Annotated in this window: 16 protein-coding genes and 3 pseudogenes; 9 read left to right on the top strand and 10 right to left on the bottom strand. The window is 71.3% G+C overall.

Annotated features, from left to right (window positions below; translation table 11 throughout):
• Positions 1 to 154: 154 nt before the first annotated feature.
• Positions 155 to 619: a MarR family winged helix-turn-helix transcriptional regulator gene (locus ACFZBU_RS23540; protein WP_391585580.1), complete on the bottom strand. Its 465-nt coding sequence runs from the start codon at positions 617 to 619 to the stop codon at positions 155 to 157.
• Positions 616 to 2,082, bottom strand: coding sequence for an MFS transporter (locus ACFZBU_RS23535; RefSeq protein WP_391585579.1), 1,467 nt, complete (start codon positions 2,080 to 2,082; stop codon positions 616 to 618). The genes ACFZBU_RS23540 and ACFZBU_RS23535 overlap by 4 nt, the downstream gene beginning before the upstream one ends.
• 378 nt (positions 2,083 to 2,460) lie before the next feature.
• Here ACFZBU_RS23535 and ACFZBU_RS23530 point away from each other — a divergent pair, with 378 nt between their 5' ends.
• A complete protein-coding gene (locus ACFZBU_RS23530; RefSeq protein WP_391585578.1) occupies positions 2,461 to 3,237 on the top strand; it encodes an SDR family oxidoreductase in 777 nt (258 codons plus the stop codon).
• A 168-nt stretch (positions 3,238 to 3,405) separates the two neighbouring features.
• On the opposite strand, the gene ACFZBU_RS23525 is transcribed toward ACFZBU_RS23530, so the two are convergent.
• Positions 3,406 to 4,884, bottom strand: a complete 1,479-nt coding sequence (locus ACFZBU_RS23525) for a carboxylesterase/lipase family protein (RefSeq protein ID WP_391585577.1) — start codon at positions 4,882 to 4,884, stop codon at positions 3,406 to 3,408.
• A 395-nt stretch (positions 4,885 to 5,279) separates the two neighbouring features.
• On the opposite strand from ACFZBU_RS23525, the gene ACFZBU_RS23520 reads away from it, so the two are divergent.
• The 3 genes from ACFZBU_RS23520 (at position 5,280) to ACFZBU_RS23510 (ending at position 7,920) form a co-directional block, all read left to right on the top strand.
• Entirely contained in the window at positions 5,280 to 5,672 is a 393-nt protein-coding gene (locus ACFZBU_RS23520; protein WP_391585576.1) for a VOC family protein, read from the top strand.
• Positions 5,669 to 6,544, top strand: a complete 876-nt coding sequence (locus ACFZBU_RS23515; RefSeq protein ID WP_391585575.1) for a sigma-70 family RNA polymerase sigma factor — start codon at positions 5,669 to 5,671, stop codon at positions 6,542 to 6,544. The genes ACFZBU_RS23520 and ACFZBU_RS23515 overlap by 4 nt, the downstream gene beginning before the upstream one ends.
• Positions 6,545 to 6,678: 134 nt before the next feature.
• Positions 6,679 to 7,920, top strand: a complete 1,242-nt coding sequence (locus ACFZBU_RS23510) for an ROK family protein (RefSeq protein WP_391585574.1) — start codon at positions 6,679 to 6,681, stop codon at positions 7,918 to 7,920.
• 133 nt (positions 7,921 to 8,053) lie between these two features.
• Here the strand turns inward: ACFZBU_RS23510 and ACFZBU_RS23505 are convergent.
• Positions 8,054 to 8,299: pseudogene (locus ACFZBU_RS23505) on the bottom strand (ArsR/SmtB family transcription factor); the annotation flags it as partial.
• A 304-nt stretch (positions 8,300 to 8,603) separates the two neighbouring features.
• On the opposite strand from ACFZBU_RS23505, the gene ACFZBU_RS23500 reads away from it, so the two are divergent.
• Entirely contained in the window at positions 8,604 to 9,893 is a 1,290-nt protein-coding gene (locus ACFZBU_RS23500) for a cytochrome P450 (RefSeq protein WP_391585573.1), read from the top strand.
• Between the two features lie 195 nt (positions 9,894 to 10,088).
• Here ACFZBU_RS23500 and ACFZBU_RS23495 read toward each other — a convergent pair whose 3' ends face one another.
• The gene (locus ACFZBU_RS23495) at positions 10,089 to 10,247 is read right to left on the bottom strand and encodes a hypothetical protein (protein WP_391585572.1); all 159 of its coding nucleotides are present in this window, start codon (positions 10,245 to 10,247) and stop codon (positions 10,089 to 10,091) included.
• 618 nt (positions 10,248 to 10,865) lie between these two features.
• On the opposite strand from ACFZBU_RS23495, the gene ACFZBU_RS23490 reads away from it, so the two are divergent.
• Positions 10,866 to 11,681, top strand: a complete 816-nt coding sequence (locus ACFZBU_RS23490; RefSeq protein ID WP_391585873.1) for a chitosanase — start codon at positions 10,866 to 10,868, stop codon at positions 11,679 to 11,681.
• A gap of 308 nt (positions 11,682 to 11,989) precedes the next feature.
• A complete protein-coding gene (locus ACFZBU_RS23485; protein WP_391585571.1) occupies positions 11,990 to 14,974 on the top strand; it encodes an AAA family ATPase in 2,985 nt (994 codons plus the stop codon).
• A 19-nt stretch (positions 14,975 to 14,993) separates the two neighbouring features.
• On the opposite strand, the pseudogene ACFZBU_RS23480 reads toward ACFZBU_RS23485, so the two are convergent.
• The 5 genes and pseudogenes from ACFZBU_RS23480 to ACFZBU_RS23460 all read right to left on the bottom strand — a co-directional run bounded on the left by ACFZBU_RS23480 (position 14,994) and on the right by ACFZBU_RS23460 (position 19,542).
• Positions 14,994 to 15,900, bottom strand: a pseudogene (locus tag ACFZBU_RS23480) (IS5 family transposase).
• Positions 15,901 to 15,921: 21 nt separating this feature from the next.
• On the bottom strand, positions 15,922 to 16,200 hold the full coding sequence (locus ACFZBU_RS23475; protein WP_391585570.1) for a hypothetical protein: 279 nt from the start codon (positions 16,198 to 16,200) through the stop codon (positions 15,922 to 15,924).
• 135 nt (positions 16,201 to 16,335) lie between these two features.
• Positions 16,336 to 18,165 carry a trehalose-6-phosphate synthase gene (locus ACFZBU_RS23470; RefSeq protein ID WP_391585569.1) on the bottom strand — a complete coding sequence of 610 codons (1,830 nt, stop codon included), beginning with the start codon at positions 18,163 to 18,165 and terminating at the stop codon, positions 16,336 to 16,338.
• Between the two features lie 4 nt (positions 18,166 to 18,169).
• Positions 18,170 to 18,478: pseudogene (locus ACFZBU_RS23465) on the bottom strand (HAD family hydrolase); the annotation flags it as partial.
• A 131-nt stretch (positions 18,479 to 18,609) separates the two neighbouring features.
• The gene (locus tag ACFZBU_RS23460; RefSeq protein ID WP_391585568.1) at positions 18,610 to 19,542 is read right to left on the bottom strand and encodes a carbohydrate kinase family protein; all 933 of its coding nucleotides are present in this window, start codon (positions 19,540 to 19,542) and stop codon (positions 18,610 to 18,612) included.
• 163 nt (positions 19,543 to 19,705) lie between these two features.
• Between ACFZBU_RS23460 and ACFZBU_RS23455 the strand changes: the two genes are divergently transcribed.
• Together ACFZBU_RS23455 and ACFZBU_RS23450 are read left to right on the top strand one after the other, a co-directional pair.
• Positions 19,706 to 20,269 (top strand): papain-like cysteine protease family protein, encoded by a 564-nt coding sequence (locus tag ACFZBU_RS23455; RefSeq protein WP_391585567.1) that lies wholly within the window; start codon positions 19,706 to 19,708, stop codon positions 20,267 to 20,269.
• 10 nt (positions 20,270 to 20,279) lie between these two features.
• Positions 20,280 to 21,155 (top strand): hypothetical protein, encoded by an 876-nt coding sequence (locus tag ACFZBU_RS23450; protein WP_391585566.1) that lies wholly within the window; start codon positions 20,280 to 20,282, stop codon positions 21,153 to 21,155.
• The last annotated feature ends 33 nt before the right edge of the window (positions 21,156 to 21,188 follow it).

Below are 21,188 nucleotides of genomic sequence, written 5' to 3'. Positions count from 1 at the left end.
ACCCCATCCTGCCTGCCGAGCCGCTCCGCCGATTCGTGGGGTCCGCGGACTCGCCCGGTCCGAGCGCCGGTCGGCGGAACCCGTCGGCGGATGGCGGCGAGTGGCTCGCGGTCACGGTCACGAGTGCCGGTGCCGAAGCCGGTGTGGGGATGCGCTATTCCGCAGCGTGGTCCGCGTCGACGAGAGCGGTGATCACTCGGTCCAGTGCGGCCAGGTCCGCCGGGGGGAGGTTGCGCAGGAATTCCGGGGGGTTGTCCAAAATTTCGCGGGCGGTCCGCGCCACCCGCAGACCCTGTGCGGTCGCCGCCAGCATCCGCTGTCTGCGGTCGGTGGGATGGACGGTGCGTTCGATCAGCCCGCGGCGTTCGAGGTCGTCGACGACCAGCGTCGTGTACGGCTTGTCGGTGGACAGCCCGGCGGCCAGTTCGCGCATCGACAGCGGACCGGTGGCGATCCGCCGCAGCGCCTTGACCCGGATGAAGCTCAGTCCGGTGGCCTCGACGACCTCGCGGCGGCGGTCGTGGCGCTCCAGGACGAGGACGCGCATTCCGGTCCAGACGCGTCCCGCCGCGTCCGAGGGGGCGTCGCTCGCCGCGTCGTGTGCCGGGGAACCGGTCATTGCCTCACGTCCGTCGTCCTCGGCGTCCCGGCGGGCGGCGCCGCGGGCATCAGTTCCGCGCCCGTGCGTTCGGCCGTGCGCAGGGCCCAGCGGCCCGTGGTGAGCATACCGAGGCCCGCGACCGAGACGCCGCAGCCCAGCACGATCCACCATCCGGTGTGCGTCGCGGCGGCCAGACCGGCTCCGCCGGGTGCGGACAGGACGGACCCCATGGTGGTGCCGACCACCGCGACCCCGAAGGACTGGCCGACCTGGCGACTCGTCGACGCGATCGCCGAGGCCACTCCCGCCTGGGCACGCGGCATGCCGGACACGGCGGTGTTCGTGATCGGCGCGTTGACCAGCCCGAAGCCGATGCCGAACAGGCTGTACGCGGCCACCATCCGCACGGTGGAGGTGTCGTCGGCCAGCCCGACCAGCAACGCCGCGCTCGCCGCGATGGCGAGGCCGGCCGCGATCAGCGGTACGCGCGGGCCGACCCGCCCGACCAGCCGTCCGGAGATCGGCGAGAACACGACCGTCATCAGCGCCATCGGCAGCGTACGCAGGCCCGCCTCGGTCGGCGAGTAGCCGCGCGCGTCCTGGAGGTAGAGCGTGTTCAGGAAGAGGAATCCGGACATCGACGCGAACGTGCACACCGCGATCACGGTCGAGCCCGCGAATGGCACGCTGCGGAAGAAGCGCAGGTCGATCAGCGGTTCCGCACGCCGCGGCGACCAGTACAGCAGTCCGGTCAGGCAGCCCGCGGCGAGGGCGAACAGCGCGAGGATCAGCGGCGAGGACCACCCCGCCGCGCGGCCCTCGATGATCGCGTAGGCGAGCGACAACAGGAACGCGAACACGAGCGACTGGCCGACCGGATCCGCCCGCCTGGGATGCGCCGCCTTGGACTCGGGCACGTACAGCGCGCTGAGCACGATGGCGGCGAGCGCGACCGGCAGGTTGATCCAGAACACCGACCGCCAGCCCGCCGAGTCGACCAGCGCGCCGCCCACGACCGGCCCGAGCGCCATGGCGATTCCGACCACCGCACCCCACACGCCGATGGCGCGAGCGCGTTCGCGGGGCTCGGTGAAGGTGTTGGTGATGATCGACATCGCGACCGGGTTGAGCATCGACCCACCGACGGCCTGGACCACCCGGAACGCGATCAACCACCCGAGTCCCGGCGCCAGACCGCACAATGCCGAGCCTGCCGCGAACAACACGAGTCCGGTCTGGAAGACCCGACGCCGACCGATGCGATCGGCCGTCGAGCCGGCCACCATGAGCAGGGAGGCCAGCACCAACGTGTAGGCGTCGATGGTCCATTGCAGTTGGGAGACCGAGGCGTTCAGGTCGCTCCGAATGGATGGTAGAGCCACGTTCAGGATCGTGTTGTCGAGCCCGACGATGAACAGACTCAGGCAACAGGTGAACAGAACGAGGAGTTTTCCGTGCCGACCGGTCCCGGTGAACGCCATGCAATCACTCCAATCATTACTTCTGTACAATCATTATAGGTTGTACAACTAAACTGAAGCGGTAGTCAACCGGTCGCCTGGTCGCCTGGTGGCTGCGCGGCGCTGCGCCTGTCGCTGCCGGAGGGCCGGAGGTCGGCGGGTGACGACGGCGCGACGGACCGACCGATCGACGGATTGGCGGATCGACGGACCGACCCATGGATGTGCCGGTGGCCCGGAGCGGGTCGCGGCTTTCGTGTACCGGGCTTCGAAGAGTTCCGGATCGAGGTTTCCCACCCCCGGCTGTCACATCTTCGGGCCGGGGTCCGTCAGGGCTGTGTCGACGCAATCCGGTGCCGCCGGGCTGGGGATCGCACACCGTCGTAGAGGGAGAGAACCATGGAGACTCGTTCGAGGATCGCCGTCGTCGGAGCGACCGGGCGGGCCGGGCGGCATGTCGTGGACGTGCTTCGGGAGCGTGGGTACGAGGCTGTCCCGATCTCCCGGTCCATCGGTGTGGACGTGATCAGCGGCGAAGGTCTCGAAGCGGCGCTGACCGGCATCGAATGCATCATCGACGTGTCCAGCACACCGTCGCCGGAACAGCACGAGGCCACCGAGTTCTTCACCACCTCGGCGCGCAACCTGCACGAGGCGGGCGTCAAGGCCGGCGTGAATCGTATGGTGGTGGCCTCGATCATCGGCATCGATGCCTCGATCGCGGGTTACAACGCGGCCAAGCTTGCCCACGAACAGGCCGTGCTGGCCGGTCCGTTGCCGGTTCGGATCCTGCGCGCGGCGCAGTTCCACGAGTTCGTGGCGGAGCTCGCGAGCTGGGGGATCCAGGGCGACGTCTGCTACGTGCCCAGGATGCGCACCCAGCTGATCGCCGCCCGCGCCGTCGCGGAAGCACTGGTCGACCTGGCCACCGGCGACGGGCCGGTGACCGAGTCGCCCGGCACCCCGTTCGCGGAGGTAGCCGGCCCCCGCGAGGAGAACCTCGCCGCGATGGCCGAGTTGGCACTGGCCCGACGCGGCCTCGACGTCCGCATCGAAGAGGTGAGCGACCCGGCCAACCCGGACCGCGACATCTTCGAGAACGGCGCACTGCTCCCTTCCCCGCACGCCACCCTCGCCGGCCCGACCTACCGCGACTGGCTCGACGTCCAGGCGTAGGCCCCGGTGGTCTGCCGTGGCGCACGCGCATCGACCGGTAGGCACCGAGTGCCCGGATCGGGACCGCTCGTACGGGGCGGGCGTGTCCATCGGTTCGGGTCGGTTGGCACCCCCCCGATGCCGGGCCGCCGCCCCGCGGTTCGCGGCCCGGCGGGGGCGCCGTTCGGCTCACACGGTCGGGGTGCGGCGGGTGGTCCAGATTCGGCGTTCGGGGCCGAGGGGGTCGGGGGCGACCCGGGGGGTGGTGTCCCAGACCATCGTGTCGCGGTGGGCCCGGGTGTAGCGCGGCCACTGGGGGCCCGGGTCGAGGTCGCGGATGAAGGCGACCCACGCGCCGTGCATCGCGTCGGCCAGCTTCTGGGGTGCGTCGGGGCCGGTTGCGTTCTCCGCTCCCTCGGCGGCCAGCAGGTCGAAGGCGAAGGGCAGGTCGAGGCAATGGAACGCCTTGCCGCCGAACACGGGCGCGGAGGAGAGCCATTCGAAGGTGTACAGCCAGGTCGGCAGTTCCCGGTCGGTGCGGGCCTCGGCGATGGAGACCGCGGTGGCGCGGAACAGGCTGTCGGTGAGCGCCTGGCCGATCACCTGGGCGGGGGTCGCGCCGTCGTGCAGGGCGAGGTACGCCTCGATGCCCTCCGGCGGCAGGCCGACCGAGCCGAGGATGTCGACGGCGGCCTCGATCGGGGCGTCCGGCATGCCGAATTCGACGGCGGCGTTGAACTCGTGATGCGTGGCGCCGAGCATCAGCGGCGCGGGTGCGGCCGAGCCGTCCCGGAACGCGGCGTGTACGTCCTCGGGGATCGACTCGCCGTCGGTGAACGGCGCCAGCAGCAGGCCGGGCAGTGCGGCGGCGCCCTCCTCGGGTGCGGTGACCAGGTCCTGAAGGCGCTGCATCTCGTCGTGCGAGAGGTCGCGCAGCGCGGCGACGGTCGCGGGCAGGCCGGTGCGGGAGGTGAAGAGTTCGGAGACGGCGAGGCCGGCCGCGCGGCTCTGGGGTTCCATCACCGCGCCGGAGACCGAGATCGCGGCCCGGAAGAGGTCGTGTGCGGACGGCGTGACCATCAGCGTCTGCACCGCGCCGCCGCCGGCCGACTGGCCGGCGATGGTGACCTTGGCCGGATCGCCGCCGAAGGCCGCGATGTTGTCCCGGACCCAGCGCAGCGCGGCGATCCAGTCCAGGACGCCCCGGTTGTCGGGAGCGCCCTCCAGGTGCAGGAAGCCCTCGATGCCCAGGCGGTAGCCGAGCGAGACCAGCACCACGCCGTCCCGGTTGAACGCGGCGCCGTCGTACCACGGGCTGGCCGCGGAGCCGGCCACGAAGCCGCCGCCGTGGATCCAGACCAGTACCGGCAGTGCGGCGTCCGGGCTCGGGTTCGGGGTGAACACGTTGACGCCGAGTACGTCGTCGCCGGGGATCGACGGCTCCGGAATGATCGTCGGCCCGTCACCGAACGTGCGGCGCTGGGCGGTGGGACCGTACGCGGTGGCCGCCAGCGGCTCGGTCCACGCCTCGGGGGGCTCGGGCGCGGCGAAGCGCAGGTCGCCGACGGGGGGCTTGGCGTACGGAATGCCCAGGAAGCGGGCGGACCGGCCCTGCCAGAACCCTTGGACGGGGCCCAGGGTGGTGGTGACGAGCGGCTGCTGGGACACGGGTCATCCTTTGCGCGGAGGAATCTGGCGGTCGGCGCGGGGGTGAGGCCCGAGCGTTCCCTGCGGTTGCATGGCTGAGTATCGACCTCGCCCGATATATATTACAAGAGTTGAAAAAATTGCTTTGGTTGAGCATCCGAGGCAATCACGTCGACCGCGTCGACCGAGGTCGCGGATCCCGAGGCCCGAGGCCCGAGGCCCGCAGCGAGCGCGAGGCGCTCGCCCCGCCGCCCCGCGGTGGCGCGGAGTCGTCACGTCGGCGGCCTTCCGGCGGCTGCGGGGTCGTCGGCCCGCTCCGGCGAACCGGTCCTGTTACCTTCTCGCGTCGGCATCCGTCGTAGATGCGAAGACCGAATCCGAACGGTCGTCACACCAACGAGTGAATCGAGAACCGGATGCTGACCAACATCATGTACACGACGATCTACGTCACCGATCAGGACCGCGCGCTGGCGTTCTATACGGAGGGGCTCGGCCTGGAGAAGCGGATCGACTTCCCGGGGCCCGACGGACGTTTCCTCACCGTCGGCGTTCCCGACAGCCCGGTGCAGATCATCCTGTGGTCGCATCCGGCGGCCGCGGGACAGCCGGCCGACGTGGGCCGGGAGGCCGCGCCCGGTCCGCTGATTCTCGAATCCGACGATTTGCGAAAGGACTTCGAGATCATGCGCGGGCGTGGCGTCGACTTCGAGGAATCCGAGCCCGTGGATTATCCGTTCGGGATCCGCGTCGAGGCGGTGGATCCGGACGGCAACCGGGTCTCGCTCCGTCAGCAGCGACAGCCGTGACCGCCGACCCGTCCGGCTTCGTGACCGAGGCGTTCGAAGCCCAGCGCGATCGGCTGCGCGCCGTCGCGCACCGCATGCTGGGCTCGCACGCCGACGCAGAGGACGTGGTCCAGGAAGCCTGGATGCGCCTGGTCCGTCAGGACGAGGCGACCATCGGCAACCTGGCGGGTTGGCTGACCACCGTGGTCGGCCGAATCAGCCTGGACCTCCTCAGGTCCCGGCAAGCCCGCCCCGAAGTCGGCTACGGGCAGGAGTTCGCGAACCTCGTGGTGCTGCCCGACGACGACCCCGCGCCGGACGAGCAGGTGGCGCTGGCCGATTCGGTCGGCCTCGCCCTGCTCGTCGTGCTCGACTCGCTCACCCCGAGCGAGCGTGTGGCGTTCGTCCTGCACGACATGTTCGCGGTCCCGTTTCAGGAAATCGGCCGGATCCTGGGCAAATCCGCCGATGCCACCAAGATGGTCGCCAGCCGCGCCCGCCGGAAGGTCCGAGCCGCGGATCGGCCGGCGGGCCCCGGTCGCGAGCACCGGGAGGCCGTCCGGGCATTCCAGGCCGCCGCCCTCGGCGGCGACTTCGAAGCGCTCCTGCGTGTCCTCGACCCGAACGTGAAGCTGACCGTCGACACCGCCGACGGCGTGGTGGTCACCCTCGGCGCCACCAGGGTCGCCGCCGGTGCCCGGATGTTCTCCGGCGAGGTCGCCCGCCACCGACGCGTGCTGCTCGACGGCATCCCCGGCCACATGTCCTGGCGCCCCGACGGAACCCCGCTGTCCGTCATCGCCTTCACGGTCACCGAAGGCCGGATCACCGGGATCCGTATCGTCGTCGACCCGGTCGAACTCGCCTCGATCCGGCTGCCCGCCCCGGCCTGAGCCGGCGTCGCCGAAGCCGGAATCGGCTACCGAGGGCTGCTCGGGCCCGGTGCCGAGCCCCGGGCCGTGGCCCGGCGGCCCGGCTCTCGGCGTCACCCGGAGGTGGCCGGATCGGGCTGGGGCAGAATCGGTGGGTGAACACCCCCACCGACACCGCCGCGGTCCGACGCCACAACGTGGCCCTCGTGCTGCGCGAGATCGCCGCGCACGGTCCCTGCGCGCGTACCGAGGTCGCGGCGGCCACCGGCCTGGTACATGCGTCGGTCACCGCCCTGGCCGCCGACCTGATCGGGCGCGGCCTGGTGGCCGAGGTCGGCTCCATGTCCTCCGGGGGTCGGGGCCGGCCGCGTCGGCTGCTGCGCCTGGTGCCGGGGCGCGTGGTGGCGATCGCGCTGCAGGTGACGCTGGAGCGGGTCGAGGTGATGGCCGCGGACCTGGCCGGCGCGGTGGCGCATCGTGCGTCGGTACCGCACCGTGCGCCGTTCGGCGACCCCGAGCCGCTGGCCGAGGTGCTCGCTCGCGAGATCGAACGGGCCGAGGCCGTGGTCCGAGCCCGGCCCGATGCGCATCTGGCCCGGGTGGTGATCGCGATGGCGGGACCGGTGACCGGGGCCGGGCACACCGTTGCCGCCGCGATCGACTTCGGCTGGTCGCGGACCGACCTGCGCGCGCTGGTGCTGGCGCACCTGCCCGACCTCGCCTGCCCACTGGACGTGGTCAACGACGCGAACGTCGCGGCCCTGGCCGAGTACCACGCCCGCGCCGACCGGGGTGGCGAACTCCCTTGCGCAGCCGCGTACATCAAGGCCGACACCGGTGTCGGCGGCGGTCTGGTGGTCGACGGCCGGATGCATACCGGTACGCATGGTATGGCCGGCGAAGTGGGCCACATCCCGCTCGCGTTCGACGGCCCCGACTGTCCGTGTGGCGCGCGCGGATGCCTGGCCATGTACGTCGGGCCCGAGCCGCTGACCGCCGCCGCCGGACTCGCCGACCTGGCCGCGCGGGACGGGGTGGACGCGGCCCTGGCCGAACTCGACCGCCGATTGCGCGCCGGCGACCCGCGCGCGACCGACGCGCTGGCGGTCGCGGGCCGCTCGGTGGGCGCGGCGGTGCTGGCGATCTCGGGATTGGTGGACCCGGGCGAGGTGATCCTCGGCGGCTACCTGGCGACCTGGGTCGCGTGGCTGACCCCCGGTATCGACGCCGTCCTGGCGGGCCGCCGCGCGGTCGCCCCGCACCTCGAACCGACCATCGCACAAGGCATATTGGGCCCGGACGCCACCTTGCACGGAGCGCTGCGAACCAGCCGGGAAGCCACCCTCGACGACGCCGCGACCGTCCCCCCGCTCGACCGGACGACCCCACCGGCCTGACCCGGTAACCGCAGCGACGGCGGTAGAGGCAGCCGCCACGGCCTCGGCCGGAGTCGGCGTCCCGGGTACGAACGGTCGGACGAGATGCCCTGCCCGGCGGCGGTACCGGATCCGCTTCGGGCGGGGCGTCTCGGCGCAGCATCGCCGCCATCAGGTCCGCGCCCAGCGCCGCCGTCGCCGACGTGTCCAGGTCGTAGTGCACGTACCGGCCGCGCCGCCGCATCTTCAGCAGCCCGGCCTTGCGCAGTACGGCCAGGTGTCGGGAGACCTCGGGTGCGGACAGTTCCCAGGCCGAGGCCAGTTCGCCGGTGGTGTGCGAGCCGCGCGCGAGCGTGCGCGCCAGGCGTAGCCGGACCGGATGCGACAGCGCCACCAGGCGCTGTCGGGCTGACCGCGGCAGCCGCCATCCACCGCTGGGCCCCCGACGACCGAACCCCGGCAAACCCCTGCGAGCACACCCGGCCCGCCGAGTGACCCCTTCACGCGGCAGGCATGGTTCGGGCGCAGGGAGTCGAACACGTTCGGCCCCCGCCTGCGTCCGGGGCGCCGTGAGGTCGCCCGGTTCGTACCGGAGTTCGTTCTCGTATCGGTTCGGGTGTGCGGGAACTCCGCTACGGCCGTGAATGGTTGACCGGATGGCAGGCGGCCGGTGACGGCCCGTGATCGGGACGAGAGGGCAACGCATGGATGCATCCGCGATCGTCGACCGGCTCACCGCCCCGCAGACTCGGGCGAACCCCTACCCACTGTACGAACAGGCCCGCGAACTCGGCCCCGTAGTGCCGGTGACCGACACGCTCGTGCTGGTCAACGGCTACGCGGCGGCCGATCGGGTGCTGCGTGATCGCGGGTTCGGCATGATGGACCACGAGGCGAGCACGGCGGTGTTCGGCGACGGGCCGGAAGCCCCGTCGTGGGAGCTGTTCGGCCGGTCGATCCTGCACAGCAACCCACCGGTACACACCCGGCTGCGCGGGCCGATCGCGGCCGTGTTCACCCCGCGCCGGGTCGCCGCGCTGGAACCGGCCATCACGCGCGCCGTGGACCGCCTCCTGGTCGGGATGGCCGAGTCGGGCCGGGAGGGCGCACCCGTCGACTTCATGGATCGGTTCGCCTTTCCGCTCCCGGTCGGGGTGATCTGCGAACTGCTCGGGGTCCCGGAGGAGGACCGCTATCGGTTCCGGCACCCCGCCCACGAGCTGACCAGGGTCCTGGAGTTCATGTCGGCCGACACCGATACGCACGCGGCGGATCGGGCCGCGCACGAACTCGGCGGCTACTTCGCCGATTTGGTCGCCGAGCGTCGGGCTCGGCCGCGCGAGGATCTGATCGGCGCGCTGGTACGGCTGCGCGACGAGGACCCGGAGCAGGCGATCGGCGACGCCGAACTGGTCGCCAATCTGGTGCTTCTGCTGGTGGCCGGGTTCGAGACCACCACGAATCTGCTCGGCAACGGCCTCGCCCTGCTGGGCGAGTATCCCGACGTGCGCGGCGCGCTGGCCGACCGGAGCCTGCCGGCGGCCGACTTCGTCGAGGAGGTGCTGCGGTACGACCCGCCGATCCAGCTGACCTCGCGGATCGCGCTTCGGGACGGTCTGTCGATCGACGGAGTGCCGGTACCGCGCTTCGGCGAGGTGCTGGTGATGATCGCCGCCGCCAATCGGGATCCCGCGCGCTATCGCGACCCGCAGCGCTTCGATCCGTGGCGCGCCGAGAGCGGCTCGTTGAGCTTCGGGGCCGGGATCCACTTCTGCGTGGGCGCCATGCTCGCCCGACTGGAGGCGGCGGTGGCCTTTCCCCGCCTGCTCGACCGTTTCCCGGCGGCCACCCTCGCGCCCGGCGCGATCCGGCACGACCGCTTGTTGTTCCGCGGCTACGGTGAACTCCCGGTCGTGGTGGGTGATCCGGGTGCTCCGGACCGTCCGGGTGATCAGGGTGCTCCGGGCAGCCCGGGTGATCCGTCACCGCTGTGACCGCGGGTGCCGTCGGCGGCTCGCCCCACGGTCCGCCGCCGGCCGCGCCGCCGCGGGATCAGGCCGAACTCTCCGGCGCGATGGGCGACTCGGCCGGGTTCCGGCGCTGATTCGCGGCGGCGGTCGGGGCCGGCAGCCAACGCCCGCGCATCCGACATCGGCCACCGACAGACAACACCTCGACCGGGTTGATCATCAGCCGGTGTCTCCGCCGGTGGTGCGCTCGTAGACCCGCTTGTCGGGGAGCGGCGGCAACTGTGCGTCCGGGATCGGAAGAACCTCGGCCATGAGCCGTTCGAAGTCGTCGTGGTCGAGCCACTCGGGCTCGACTTCGGGCTGCGGATGCTCGTCCATGCCACGATGCTGCCACGCGACGGCTCGGTTGGCTGCCAACGTTTCCGAATCAGTCCGTAATCAACCGGTTACCCGGCCGATTCGGATCCCCTCCGGCTCGGCATGGACACCGCACCGCATACCGGCCGACACCGACTCCAACGGGTTGTCCGTACGCCGCCGCGGCCGACCGTACCGGCGGCTCGGCTCTCGTCGCCGCCGGAATGCGTGGATGTGGTCGGACTCACGTCGCCGGTCGGCCGGTTGGCGCGACGGTGGGCCGAAATGCGAACGGTTGCGCGTCGCACTGCGCGTCGCACGCCCGGCCGGGTCTCCGTCCGGGACCGCGCGGGCCGGATCGTGGTGTCGGAAGGTTCGATGGTGCGCGCCGTCTTCCGAACCTGACCGGTCCTCAGGTCACTTTGTGACCAACCCGGATGACGGCACATCAGTTTGCAGGAGATGTTCTCGGCCCCCTTGGCGACGGAACCCGGCAGTGCTTCAATGTGTCTCGTCCTAGTTAGGAAACTTTCCTAACAATGGATGGACACGGAGCCCCCCGAACGTGGCCGTAGAGCCGGAACGGAGACGCACGTGCAATCTCACCTCGGACGAAACCGCAAGCGGTTGACCCTGCTTGTGGCAACCGGACTGTTGATCGCCGCACCCGGGCCGCTGGCCCACGCTGCGACGAGCGCCACGCAGTCGGATTCGACCAGCGTGACCCAGCAGGCCGCCGCGCGGATCGGGTTGGACGACCCGCACAAGAAGGACATCGCCATGCAACTGGTGTCCAGTGCGGAGAACTCCTCCCTGGACTGGAAGGCGCAGTACAAGTACATCGAGGACATCGACGACGGGCGCGGATACACGGCCGGCATCATCGGCTTCTGTTCCGGCACCGGCGACATGCTCGACCTGGTCGAGCTGTACACCGCCCGCAAGCCGGGCAACGTGCTGGCCAAGTACCTGCCCGCACTGCGCAAGGTCAACGGCACGGACTCGCATTCGGGTCTGGGCAGTTCGTTCGAGAAGGCCTGGGCGACCGCCGCCGGCGACGCGGACTTCCGCAAGGCCCAGGACGACGAGCGGGACCGGGTGTACTTCAACCCGGCGGTCAACCGCGGCAAGTCCGACGGCCTGGGCGCACTGGGCCAGTTCATCTACTACGACGCGATCGTCATGCACGGCGACGGTGGCGACCGGGACAGCTTCAGCTCGATCCGGGCCAACGCACTCAAGAAGGCCAAGCCGCCGGCCCAGGGCGGCAACGAGACCACCTACCTCAACGCCTTCCTCGACGCCCGCAAGGTCGCGATGAAGCACGAGGACGCGCACAGCGACACCAGCCGTGTCGACACCGAGCAGCGCGTCTTCCTCAAGGCCGGCAACCTCGACCTCAACCCCCCGCTGAAGTGGAAGGTCTACGGCGACAGCTACACGATCAACAGCTGATCGAAGCGGCGCCGCCCCGACCGGTCCGAGCCGGACCGGCCGTTCCCCCTCCACGCGGATCGACTCGAAGCCGAGCCGATCACAACTCCCTGCTCGTCCCGCACGATGGAAGGCCACCGCCCCCGCGGTGGCCTTCCGCGCGTCCGGGGTCGCACCCGCTGTGACCGGGAGGCGGCCATCCGCATCGGGGAACACTCGATCCCGCCGGCACCGTGGCGTTCCCGACTCGGGGTGGCGGAGGGGCAGGGCGGGCGGGAATGGTGAGGGCGGCTTCGGGGGTTTGTGCGGGAACATGTGGCTGAGGTGGGATGTCCTGTGTCGGCGGTGCGTGTGAGGATTGCGCGGTGACTGACGTGGGCTGGGATGTGGCGCTGGTGGGGCGGGGCGAGGAGGTCGCCCGGCTCGACGAGGCGTTGGCGCGGGGGCGGGCGGGGGATCCGTACGCCGTTTTGCTGGCGGGAGACGCCGGGGTGGGCAAGACCCGGTTGCTGGCGGAGGCCGCTGCTCGGGCGGCCGCAGCGGGGACGACCGTGTTGACCGGCCACTGTGTCGACCTCGGCGATGTCGGGCTGCCCTATCTGCCGTTCGTCGAGGTGTTGCGCCGGCTGGACGCCGATACCCGGTATGCCGACGTGGTGGCCGCGCATCCGGCCGTCGAGCGGCTGCTGCGGGCCGGCGGGGGAGCGGCGGAGTATGCCGGCGCGCTGCCCGATGCCGGGGTGCGGCTGCGGTTGTTGGAGGACGTCGCCGCGCTGCTCGGGGACCTCGCCGAGCGGGCTCCCGTACTGCTCGTGGTCGAGGACCTGCACTGGGCCGACCAGTCGACCCGCGACCTGCTGCGCTTCCTGCTCAGCCGGCTGCTGCCCCAGCGTCCGGGCGGCGCCGCGTACCAGCGACTCACCGTGCTCGTCTCCTACCGCTCCGACGATCTGCATCGGCGGCACCCGCTGCGTCCGCTGTTGGCCGAGTTGGTTCGGCTGCCCTCCGTCGGGCGGTTGGATCTGCGGCCGATGGACGACGAGGACGTGGCCAGGCTGGTCCGCGGCCTGGCCACCGATCCGCTGCCCGAGGACACCGTGCGGGCCATCGTCGAGCGGGCCGAGGGCAACGCGTTCTACGCGCAGGAGTTGCGCGCCGCGACCGATGCCACGGCCGGCGGCGTGCCCAGCGGCCTGGCCGAGGTGCTGCTCACCCGGATCGAGCAGATGTCGGGCACCGCCCAGCGGGTGATCCGCACCGCCGCCGTGGCCGGTCGCCGCGTCGAACACGGGCTGCTCCGGGACGCCGTCGACCTGCCCGACGACGAGTTGGACACCGCGCTGCGCGAGGCGGTCGGACGGCACCTGCTGGTGGCCGCCGAAGGGGACACCTATGCGTTCCGGCACGCGCTGATCCGCGAGGCGGCGTACGCGGACCTGTTGCCGGGCGAGCGAGCGCGGATCCACGGGGTGTTCGCGCGGCTGCTCGGCGACCCGGAGCGGCGGGCGGGCAGTGCCGCCGAGCGCGCCCACCATCACCGGGCCGCTCACGACCTGCCCGGTGCGCTCTCCGCGTCGATCGAGGCGGCCGACCACGCCGCGCGCGTCGGTGCGCCGGCCGAGGAGATGCGCCGGTTGGAGGCGGCCCTGGAGGTGTGGGACGCGGTGCCCGACGCGCGGGAGTTGGCCGACACCGACGACGTGTCGCTGATGCTGCGCGCGTCCGCGGCCGCGGTCCGGGCCGGCGAGGCGCACCGTGCCGTCGCGTTCGCGCGTACCGCTCTGGACCGACTCGGCGCGAACGCGGACATCGACCTCGCGGTGACCGTCCGCTACACGCTCGCCTCCAGTCTGCTGAGCGTGGACGACCTGCAGGCCGCGTTCGAGTACAGCCGCCAGGCACTGGCGATGATCCCGGCCGAGCCGGTATCGCGCACCTGGTTGTGGGCGGCGACCACGTTCGTGCAGGCCGCGTACTACTCCAGGGACGACGAAACCGCCCGGCGGGTCGGTCGCCAGGTGTTGGCCGCCGCCGAGGAACTGGGTACCGACGACGCCCTCGCCGACGCGATCATCTCGCTGACCGGCCTGGAGTGGGACACTCGGCAATCCGCCGGGGGACGGGAACGGCTGAGCCAGGCACGCGAGTTGGCTCGCCGGGCGGGCAACACGACGATCGAGCTCCGGGCGCTGTTCAACCTGGCCATGGGCAGCTTCGAGTCCGGCCGACTCGAGGAGAGCCTGCGCTGGTTGGACGACGGCCTGGAACTGGCCCGTCGCACCACCAGGTCCTCGTCGCCTCATTCACTCGACATGCGTTACCTGCGCACCCAAGTCCTGTACACGCTGGGCCGCTGGGACGACGCGCTGGCGGCGGTGCCCTCGACGGTGCCGTCGGCCTTCGGACACGTCGCCGCCGCGGCACTGTACGTCTCGCTGGGTCGCGGCGAACCCGGTGTCGTGGAGCAGGCGCGGACCCTGTTCGAGACGAAGCCGTTCAACTGGATGGGTAAGCTCGTGGGCGGCCTGGTGCTGACCGACGAGGCGGCCTGGCGCGGCGATTCCCGCGCCGCGGCCGACTGGGCACGTCGCCTGCTGGGCGAACTTGCCGAGGAGCGCAACCCCTACCCGGACGTTGGTATCCGGCTGTCCGCCCTGGTGCTGTCCGCGATCGGCGACACGGTGGCCGACCTGCGGGCGGCGGGCGACGCCGAGGGCGTGCGGCAAGAGGTGGCGGCGGCAGAGGAGTTCATCGAGCTGGCCCGTACCACGCCCGGTTGGCCCGGTCGGCGCTTTCCACGCAGCGGATCGGAGGGCCGCGCCTGGTTGCTGCGCGCCGAAGCCGAGTGGTCGCGGGTTTCCGGTGACGCGGACGTCGCGCTGTGGGAGAAGACGGTCGAGGCATTCGGCTACGGCAACGTCTTCGAGGGCGCGCGCAGCGAACTGCGGCTGGTCCAGGCACTGGTGGCGGTGGGGCACCGGGACGAGGCGGCCGACCTGGCGCGGCGGGTGCGGGAGACGGCGGATCGACTGGGCTCGGTGCCGCTGCGGGATGCGGTGGACGCGACGGTTCGGCGCGCGCGGTTGGGCGATCCGGACTCCGCGCCGACAGGCGAGGCGATGTTGACCGCTCGCGAGCAGGAGGTGTTGCAGTTGCTCGCCGAGGGCCGGACCAACCGGCAGATCGGCGAGGAACTGTTCATCAGTGCCAAGACCGCGAGTGTGCACGTCTCCAACATCATGGCCAAGGTCGGCGCGTCCCGCCGCACCGAGGCGGTTGCGCTGGCTCGACGCAGCGGGTTGATCCCGGACTAGAGCCTGTCTGACAAAACGATCATGGTTGTGGTTCGCGGAGCCGCAGGATCAGTGAGGCCAGGACGACGCCCGCCGTGTAGCGGGCGGCGAGCTTGTCGAAGCGCGTGGCGATCGCCCGGAACTGCTTCAGGCGGACGAAACACCGCTCCACGACGTTGCGTTCGCGGTACGCCTCCCGGTCGAACGCCGGCGGACGCCCGCCGGCTCGACCCCGACGACGACGATTCGCCCGCTGATCGGCCCGCTCGGGGATCACCACCCGCACCCCCGCCGCCCGCAACCGGGCACGGATGGCCCGCGAGGAGTACGCCCGATCGGCAATCAGCCGGGTCGGCCGCACCCGCGGCCGACCCGGACCGAGCCGCGGCACGCGAATCCCGGCGAGCACCGCGTCCAACGCCGGCGCGTCCCCGGCCTGCCCCGGGGTGACCACGATCGACAACGGCAACCCCCGCCCGTCCACCGCGAGATGCAGCTTCGTCGTCAACCCGCCCCGCGAACGGCCGAGACCCTCGCGAGCCGCAGGCGTCGGGCCCGCCGCCGCACGCTCCACGCCGCCCGGTTCGTCCCCGTCCGCAACCCCTTTTTCCGCGCCCCCGCCGCGTGTTGATGCGCACGCACGACCGTCGAGTCCACCGACACCGACCAGTCCACCCGGCCGACCGCGTCGTCCCGCACCCGCACGTGATCCAACAAGGCGGCCCACGTCCCGTCCGCCTCCCACCGCGAGTACGCTCGTACACCGTCTGCCAGGGCCCGTACCGCGCCGGAACATCCCGCCACGGGGCACCGGTCCGCAACCGCCACAACACCCCGTCGATCACCTGCCGATGATCACGCCACGGCCGACCACGACCGTCCACCACCGGCAACAACGGCTCGATCCGAACCCACGCCGCATCCGTCAACCCACCCCGAGACACCACAAGATCATTATCAGACAGGCCTTAGTTGTGGCCGGAGTCCATCGAGCCGCTGAACCAGATCACCCAGATCCAGAACAGGCAGGCGACGATCGAGCAGACCAGGCCCAACAGCGAGCGGGTCCGGGCGACTTGCTCCCGTCGGGACTCCCGGACGTTCACGATGCCGATCAGGACGCCGGCGACGCCGGCGAAGGGTGCCGGCATCCATGTCAGGCAGCAGATCAACCCGGCCACGGAGAAGAGCCCGAGCCAGAGCGGAGTGTCCGGGTGGAAGGAAGTCCTCGAAACGTCGTGCACCATGCGCGCTACCACCCCTCGTCGCGGAGTCCGCCCCCATCAGTTTTGAACACGTTCAAAACTGATGGGGCGAGACTAACCTTCCACGTCCGCAGGTCGTGAGGCGGGGTGCGAGAACGATCGCGGGGGGCAGGTCGTTCACGCGGATCGCGGCCCCGGGCTCGGCCCGGTCGGGAGGGTGATGGTGGTGGGGGCCGGTTGGGCGTGGCCTCGGATGGCGGCGATGATCCCGGCCGCCCAGTGGCGGGGGTGGTCGTGGCCGAGTGCCGCGTCCAGTCGCATCATGCGGGCGCGGCGCTCCCGTCGGGGCATGCGCAGGGCCCGGCGCAGGACCCGAACGAGGTCCGTAGGCGAGTGAGGGTCCGTCAGGAGGGCGCAGCAGGCCAGTTCCTCGGCCGCGCCGGCGTGGCGGGAGAGCACCAGAACCCCGGATCCGTGCGCGGCGGACTGCGCCGCGGCGAATTCCTTGGCGGTGAGGTTCATTCCGTCCTGGAGCGATGTCACCCAGAACACGTCCGCGGCGAGGTAGTGGTCCACGATCTCGTCGAAGGGCAGGTTTCGCGGGTGGTACTCGATCGGTTGCCAGGTCGTGTTGCCGAACCTGTCGTTGATGTCGGCGATGCGGTGTTCGAGCGCGGCCCGGGTCGCGTCGTGGACGACGATGCCGGGCTCCGGTGGGGGGCATACGAGGCGAAAGCGCAGGCGGCCGCGCAGGTCCGGGGCGGAGGCGAGGAGTGCGCCGACGGCGTCGACCTTGCGCTCGGGGGCCTTGGCGTAGTCCAGGCGCTCGACCGCGAGGACCACGTGGACCGCGGCGGACGGCGAGTGGGGTGCTCTGGCCCGGACCCGGGCGTCGATCGCGTCTCGGTCGACGCCCAACGGGTGCACGCCCACGCTCGGCGTGATCCGGGTCCTGCCCAGTGTGGCCCGGAAGTTGGCGGCGAAACGTGCGGTTTGGAATCCGGCCCAGTCCAGCGTCGTCACGGAGGCGCGCACCTCGGCCGCGACGGGCAGCGCGGCGAAGACCGACGCCGGGGGAAACGGTGTGTCGTGGAACAGGCCCGTGCGCAGATCGGGTCGCAGTGCGCGCAGGAGTCCCGGCACGAGCCACAGGTTGTAGTCGTGCAGCCAGACGGTGCCCCGTTCCACGGCCCGGTCGGCGATGTGTTCGGCAAAGCGGCGGTTCACGGTGCGGTACCGGTCCCAGGCCGCGTGGTCGAAGCGGATGCGTTCAGGTTGCGACATCAGCGCCGGCCACAGTGTCTCCTTGCAGGCACGGTGGAAGTACGCCGACCACGTCGAGACGTCGAACGGTTCCAGCGACAGCGCGGGGCCGGGGCCGGGACCGATGGCCCTCGGCTCCGGATCGGGCGGCGTCTGTCCGGCCACCGACCCGGCCACCGATCCGGCCACCCACAGGGCCGAAACGTCGCGGGCGTCCGCGTGTTCCGTGCCCAGGACCGCGCACAGCGTCGGCAGGATCCCGTTCGGGCTGGCCGGGGGCCGCCACCCGGTCGACGTCCATTCCCGGGGCGGGCGGTGATAGCCCACGACCACCGCGTGCCCGGGCTCCGTCCAGCCCAGGTGAGCGAGTGCGGCGAGGATACCGGCAGCGCCGTGTTGCTCGGCGCGGTACACCTTCTCGTCGCCGGCGAGCGCCCGGTCCAGACCGGGCTCGGAGCCGGCGACCACCACACCGTGCGCGCCGATCTCGAACATCGACAGGTCGTTGAGCGAATCGCCGGCGACCAGGACGTCGTCCCACGCCCATCCGTGCCGCCGTGCCAGCGCCCGCACCGCGGCGCCCTTGCCCGCTCCGGGAGGCAGGACGTCGAAGTAGCGATCGGCCGAGTACGCCCACGAGCATCCCAGCGCGCCCACCGCGCGCGTGAGTTCCCCGGTCAGGTCCTCGGGGGGGCAGCTCGAACGAGCACCGTCCCTGTTGGGCCACTCCGTCCTGGTAGGCAAGGGTGGGGAACCCCGAGAGCGCCGCACGGACGCGGGCCGCACCGGGCCAGCCCTCGCGTAATCGGGACTGCAGGTCCGCCACCGGGCTCAGGTCCGTGCCGTCGGCCACGGTGGCCCCGACGTCGGCGACGATCCACCGCGGCCTGGGCACGAGCGGATCGTCCAGCACCCGACGCACCGAGGGCAGTGCGCGGCCGGTCGCGAACACCACCGTGATCTCGGGGTGGCGCGACAGGACCCGGCGCAGCCGAAGGCGCTCGCTGTCGGTCCCGCCCAACAACGTACCGTCCAGATCGGTGACCAGGACTCTCACCGGCGCTCCCCCATTCGATACGGACGCCACGAGATACCCCGTGCGCGAACCGCGCGTCCCTGCCGGCCGGGGAGCCGGATGCGCCCATGGGCTCCGGAGCGCGGTCGGGCGACGGCGGCGCGCTGTCGTGCTCAGATCGACGTCACGGGTTCGACCATCGCGAGCCACGCGGACAGTTCGCCGACCGTGACGGCCCCGCGCGATCCGGGCGAGGTGGCAGCCGCCGATCCGCAGGCCACCGCCGCCGCCAGGCACCGGGTCATGTCCCAGCCGGCGAGCAGGCCGTGGATGAATCCGGCGTTGAAGCAGTCGCCCGAGCCGGTGGTGTCCACGACCCGAACCGGCACCGCGGGAACGGCGAACCGACGCCCGTCCCGCAGGACGATCGCGCCGTGTCCACCGCGCTTCATCACGACCGTGGGGACCAGTTCGCCGAGAGCCGCGACCGCGTCGTCGGCCGTGGCGGCCCCCGTGAGCCGTAGCGCCTCGTCCACGTTGGGCGCGAAGACGTCCACCTGTGCCAGGACTTCGCGCACGGTCGGCGTCTCCAGCGTGACCGGAACGTCCTGGCAGTCCATGAAGACCGACGCGCCCGTCGCGCGTACCGCGCCCAGTGTCGCCGCCACGCCCGGGCCGTACCGCAGTTCGGGCAGGACCAGGATCCGCGGCCGGTACGCACGGGCCAACTCGTCCACCGGGCGGGGCATCGACGGGTCCTGGAAGCTGACCATGGCCCGGTCCGCGGCGTACGACAGCGCGACCGTGATGCTGCGCAGCGGCCCGGGGTGGTGGCGGAATCCGGACTCGTCCAACCCCGCCGCTCGGGCCCCGGCCAGGACGTGTCGGCTGAACTCGTCGTCGCCGAAGTCGGTGGCCCACACCACGTCGTTGCCCAGCCTGTGCAGCGCCAATGCCGGATTGAAGGCGCCGCCGGGCAACATTTCGAAGCCGCCGGCGAACGTCTCGCGTCCCACGGCCGCCTCGCCCGGCAGGTCGCGAAAGATCAGGTCGGCGAAGTACGCCCCGGCGACCAGGACTTCACGACGTTCGTCGGAGATACCCATGCCCGCATCATCTCGCTCCCGAGAGATCGCGTGCATATACGATTACCGGGCAAATAGCCTATTGGGATGAAATTGCCGTAATACCCCTATGTGACTTCAACATGATGCGATGTCATATCCGTGCCAGAACGCCCCGCTCGTCTCGTCACGGGAAGGCAGCAACATGGGCAGATTCAGGTACGGAATCGCGGCGACGGCCATCGTGCCGGCCGCCTTGGGATTGTGTGCGATCGCGGGAGGCCCTGCTCACGCGGAAGCGGGTCAGGACAACATCACCATGTACAAGCAGGAGAAAACCCAGTGGTGCTGGGTCGCCTCCGGCCTGACCATCGCCAAGTTCCAGGGCTTCGGCTCCACGCAGACGGACTTCTGCACCCGCGCGCAGCCCTACTACGGCTGCAACAACCAACCCGCCACGCTCGACGACATGGCCAGGGGCTGGAACAGCCTGGGCATGACCCACCCCGGCTCGGGCCTGAACAGCGCCGCCACGTTCAACCAGGTGTACACCGAGGTCAAGGCGGCCCGGCCGGTCGGTGCCCGCATCGGGTGGACATCCGGTGGTGGCCACATGAACGTGGTCTACGGCTTCGACACGTCGCGCAACACGATCGCCGTGGCCGACCCATGGCCGGACACCGCCACGTACACGTGGTGGAACTACGCCGACTACGTGAGCAACAGCTCGTCGAAGTGGACGCACTCCCGCATCGGCATCTCCGGCTAAGGCAGGCGACATGCGCGACACCATCGGCACCACAACGTCCGGCAAACGAACCGGCTTTCGCTTCTCCCGTCTGTCCGTCGTCCTCGCATCGAGCGCGTCCGTCCTGTTGTCCGTCGCCGGCCCGGCCCACGCGGCCCCGGCCAAGGACCCGCTCCCGGCCGACATCCCCGACTACCAGGCGGCCCTCGACGCGGTGAAGTCCACCGCCGTCCGCGACTCGGTCTGCCGCTTCCTGAGCACTCCGATCCCCTCCGGCACCGCCGGGACGGTGCAGACCATCCCCGAAACAGCCGAACCGTGCCAGGGCCTCCCGGCGTTCACCATCAAGGACCCGGTGGCACTGAACGAGATCACTGCCGGATTCGTCGCGGGCACGGCCCCGCCCCTGCCCACCGAGGCCGTCAAACTGACGAACCTGCTCTCCTCGCTGAGCACCACCGTCAACGGCCGCACCGCCACCGTCATGCTCGCCCCCACCCAGGGCGGCGGCTGGCATCTGGCGGCCATCCGCGACGGCGACGGCGACGCCGGCTACGCGGGCAAGGCAACCGTGGGCACCCTCGTCTTCACCGAACCCCAACTCCGCGGCTGGTACCAGCTCAGGCTCGACACCGTCGAACCGCTCAACGAGCAGGCCCGGCAGGGGCTGGGCGGCCGGGCGTCGGTGTCGCTCGGCGACTACCAGAAGCTGGTCAAGGCCCGCTACGCCGACAAACTACCCGGCTCGGAGTACGACACGAAGGGGTTCTCCAGCGGCTACAGCCCCCGGCACACGACGGACGAAGCGTCGTCCTCCACCCCGCTGTTCGCCGGCTCCGGCGCGGCCCTCGCCCTCACGGGCGGGGCCGTCGTCCTCCATCGGCGCCGACGGGCCAACACCGGCTGAACCCGACCCGGCTCACCCCTCCCCCACTCCCGG

The sequence above is a fragment of the Embleya sp. NPDC008237 genome (assembly GCF_042956465.1).
Lineage (GTDB): Bacteria > Actinomycetota > Actinomycetes > Streptomycetales > Streptomycetaceae > Embleya.
This window is presented reverse-complemented; position numbering and strand designations above follow the sequence as displayed.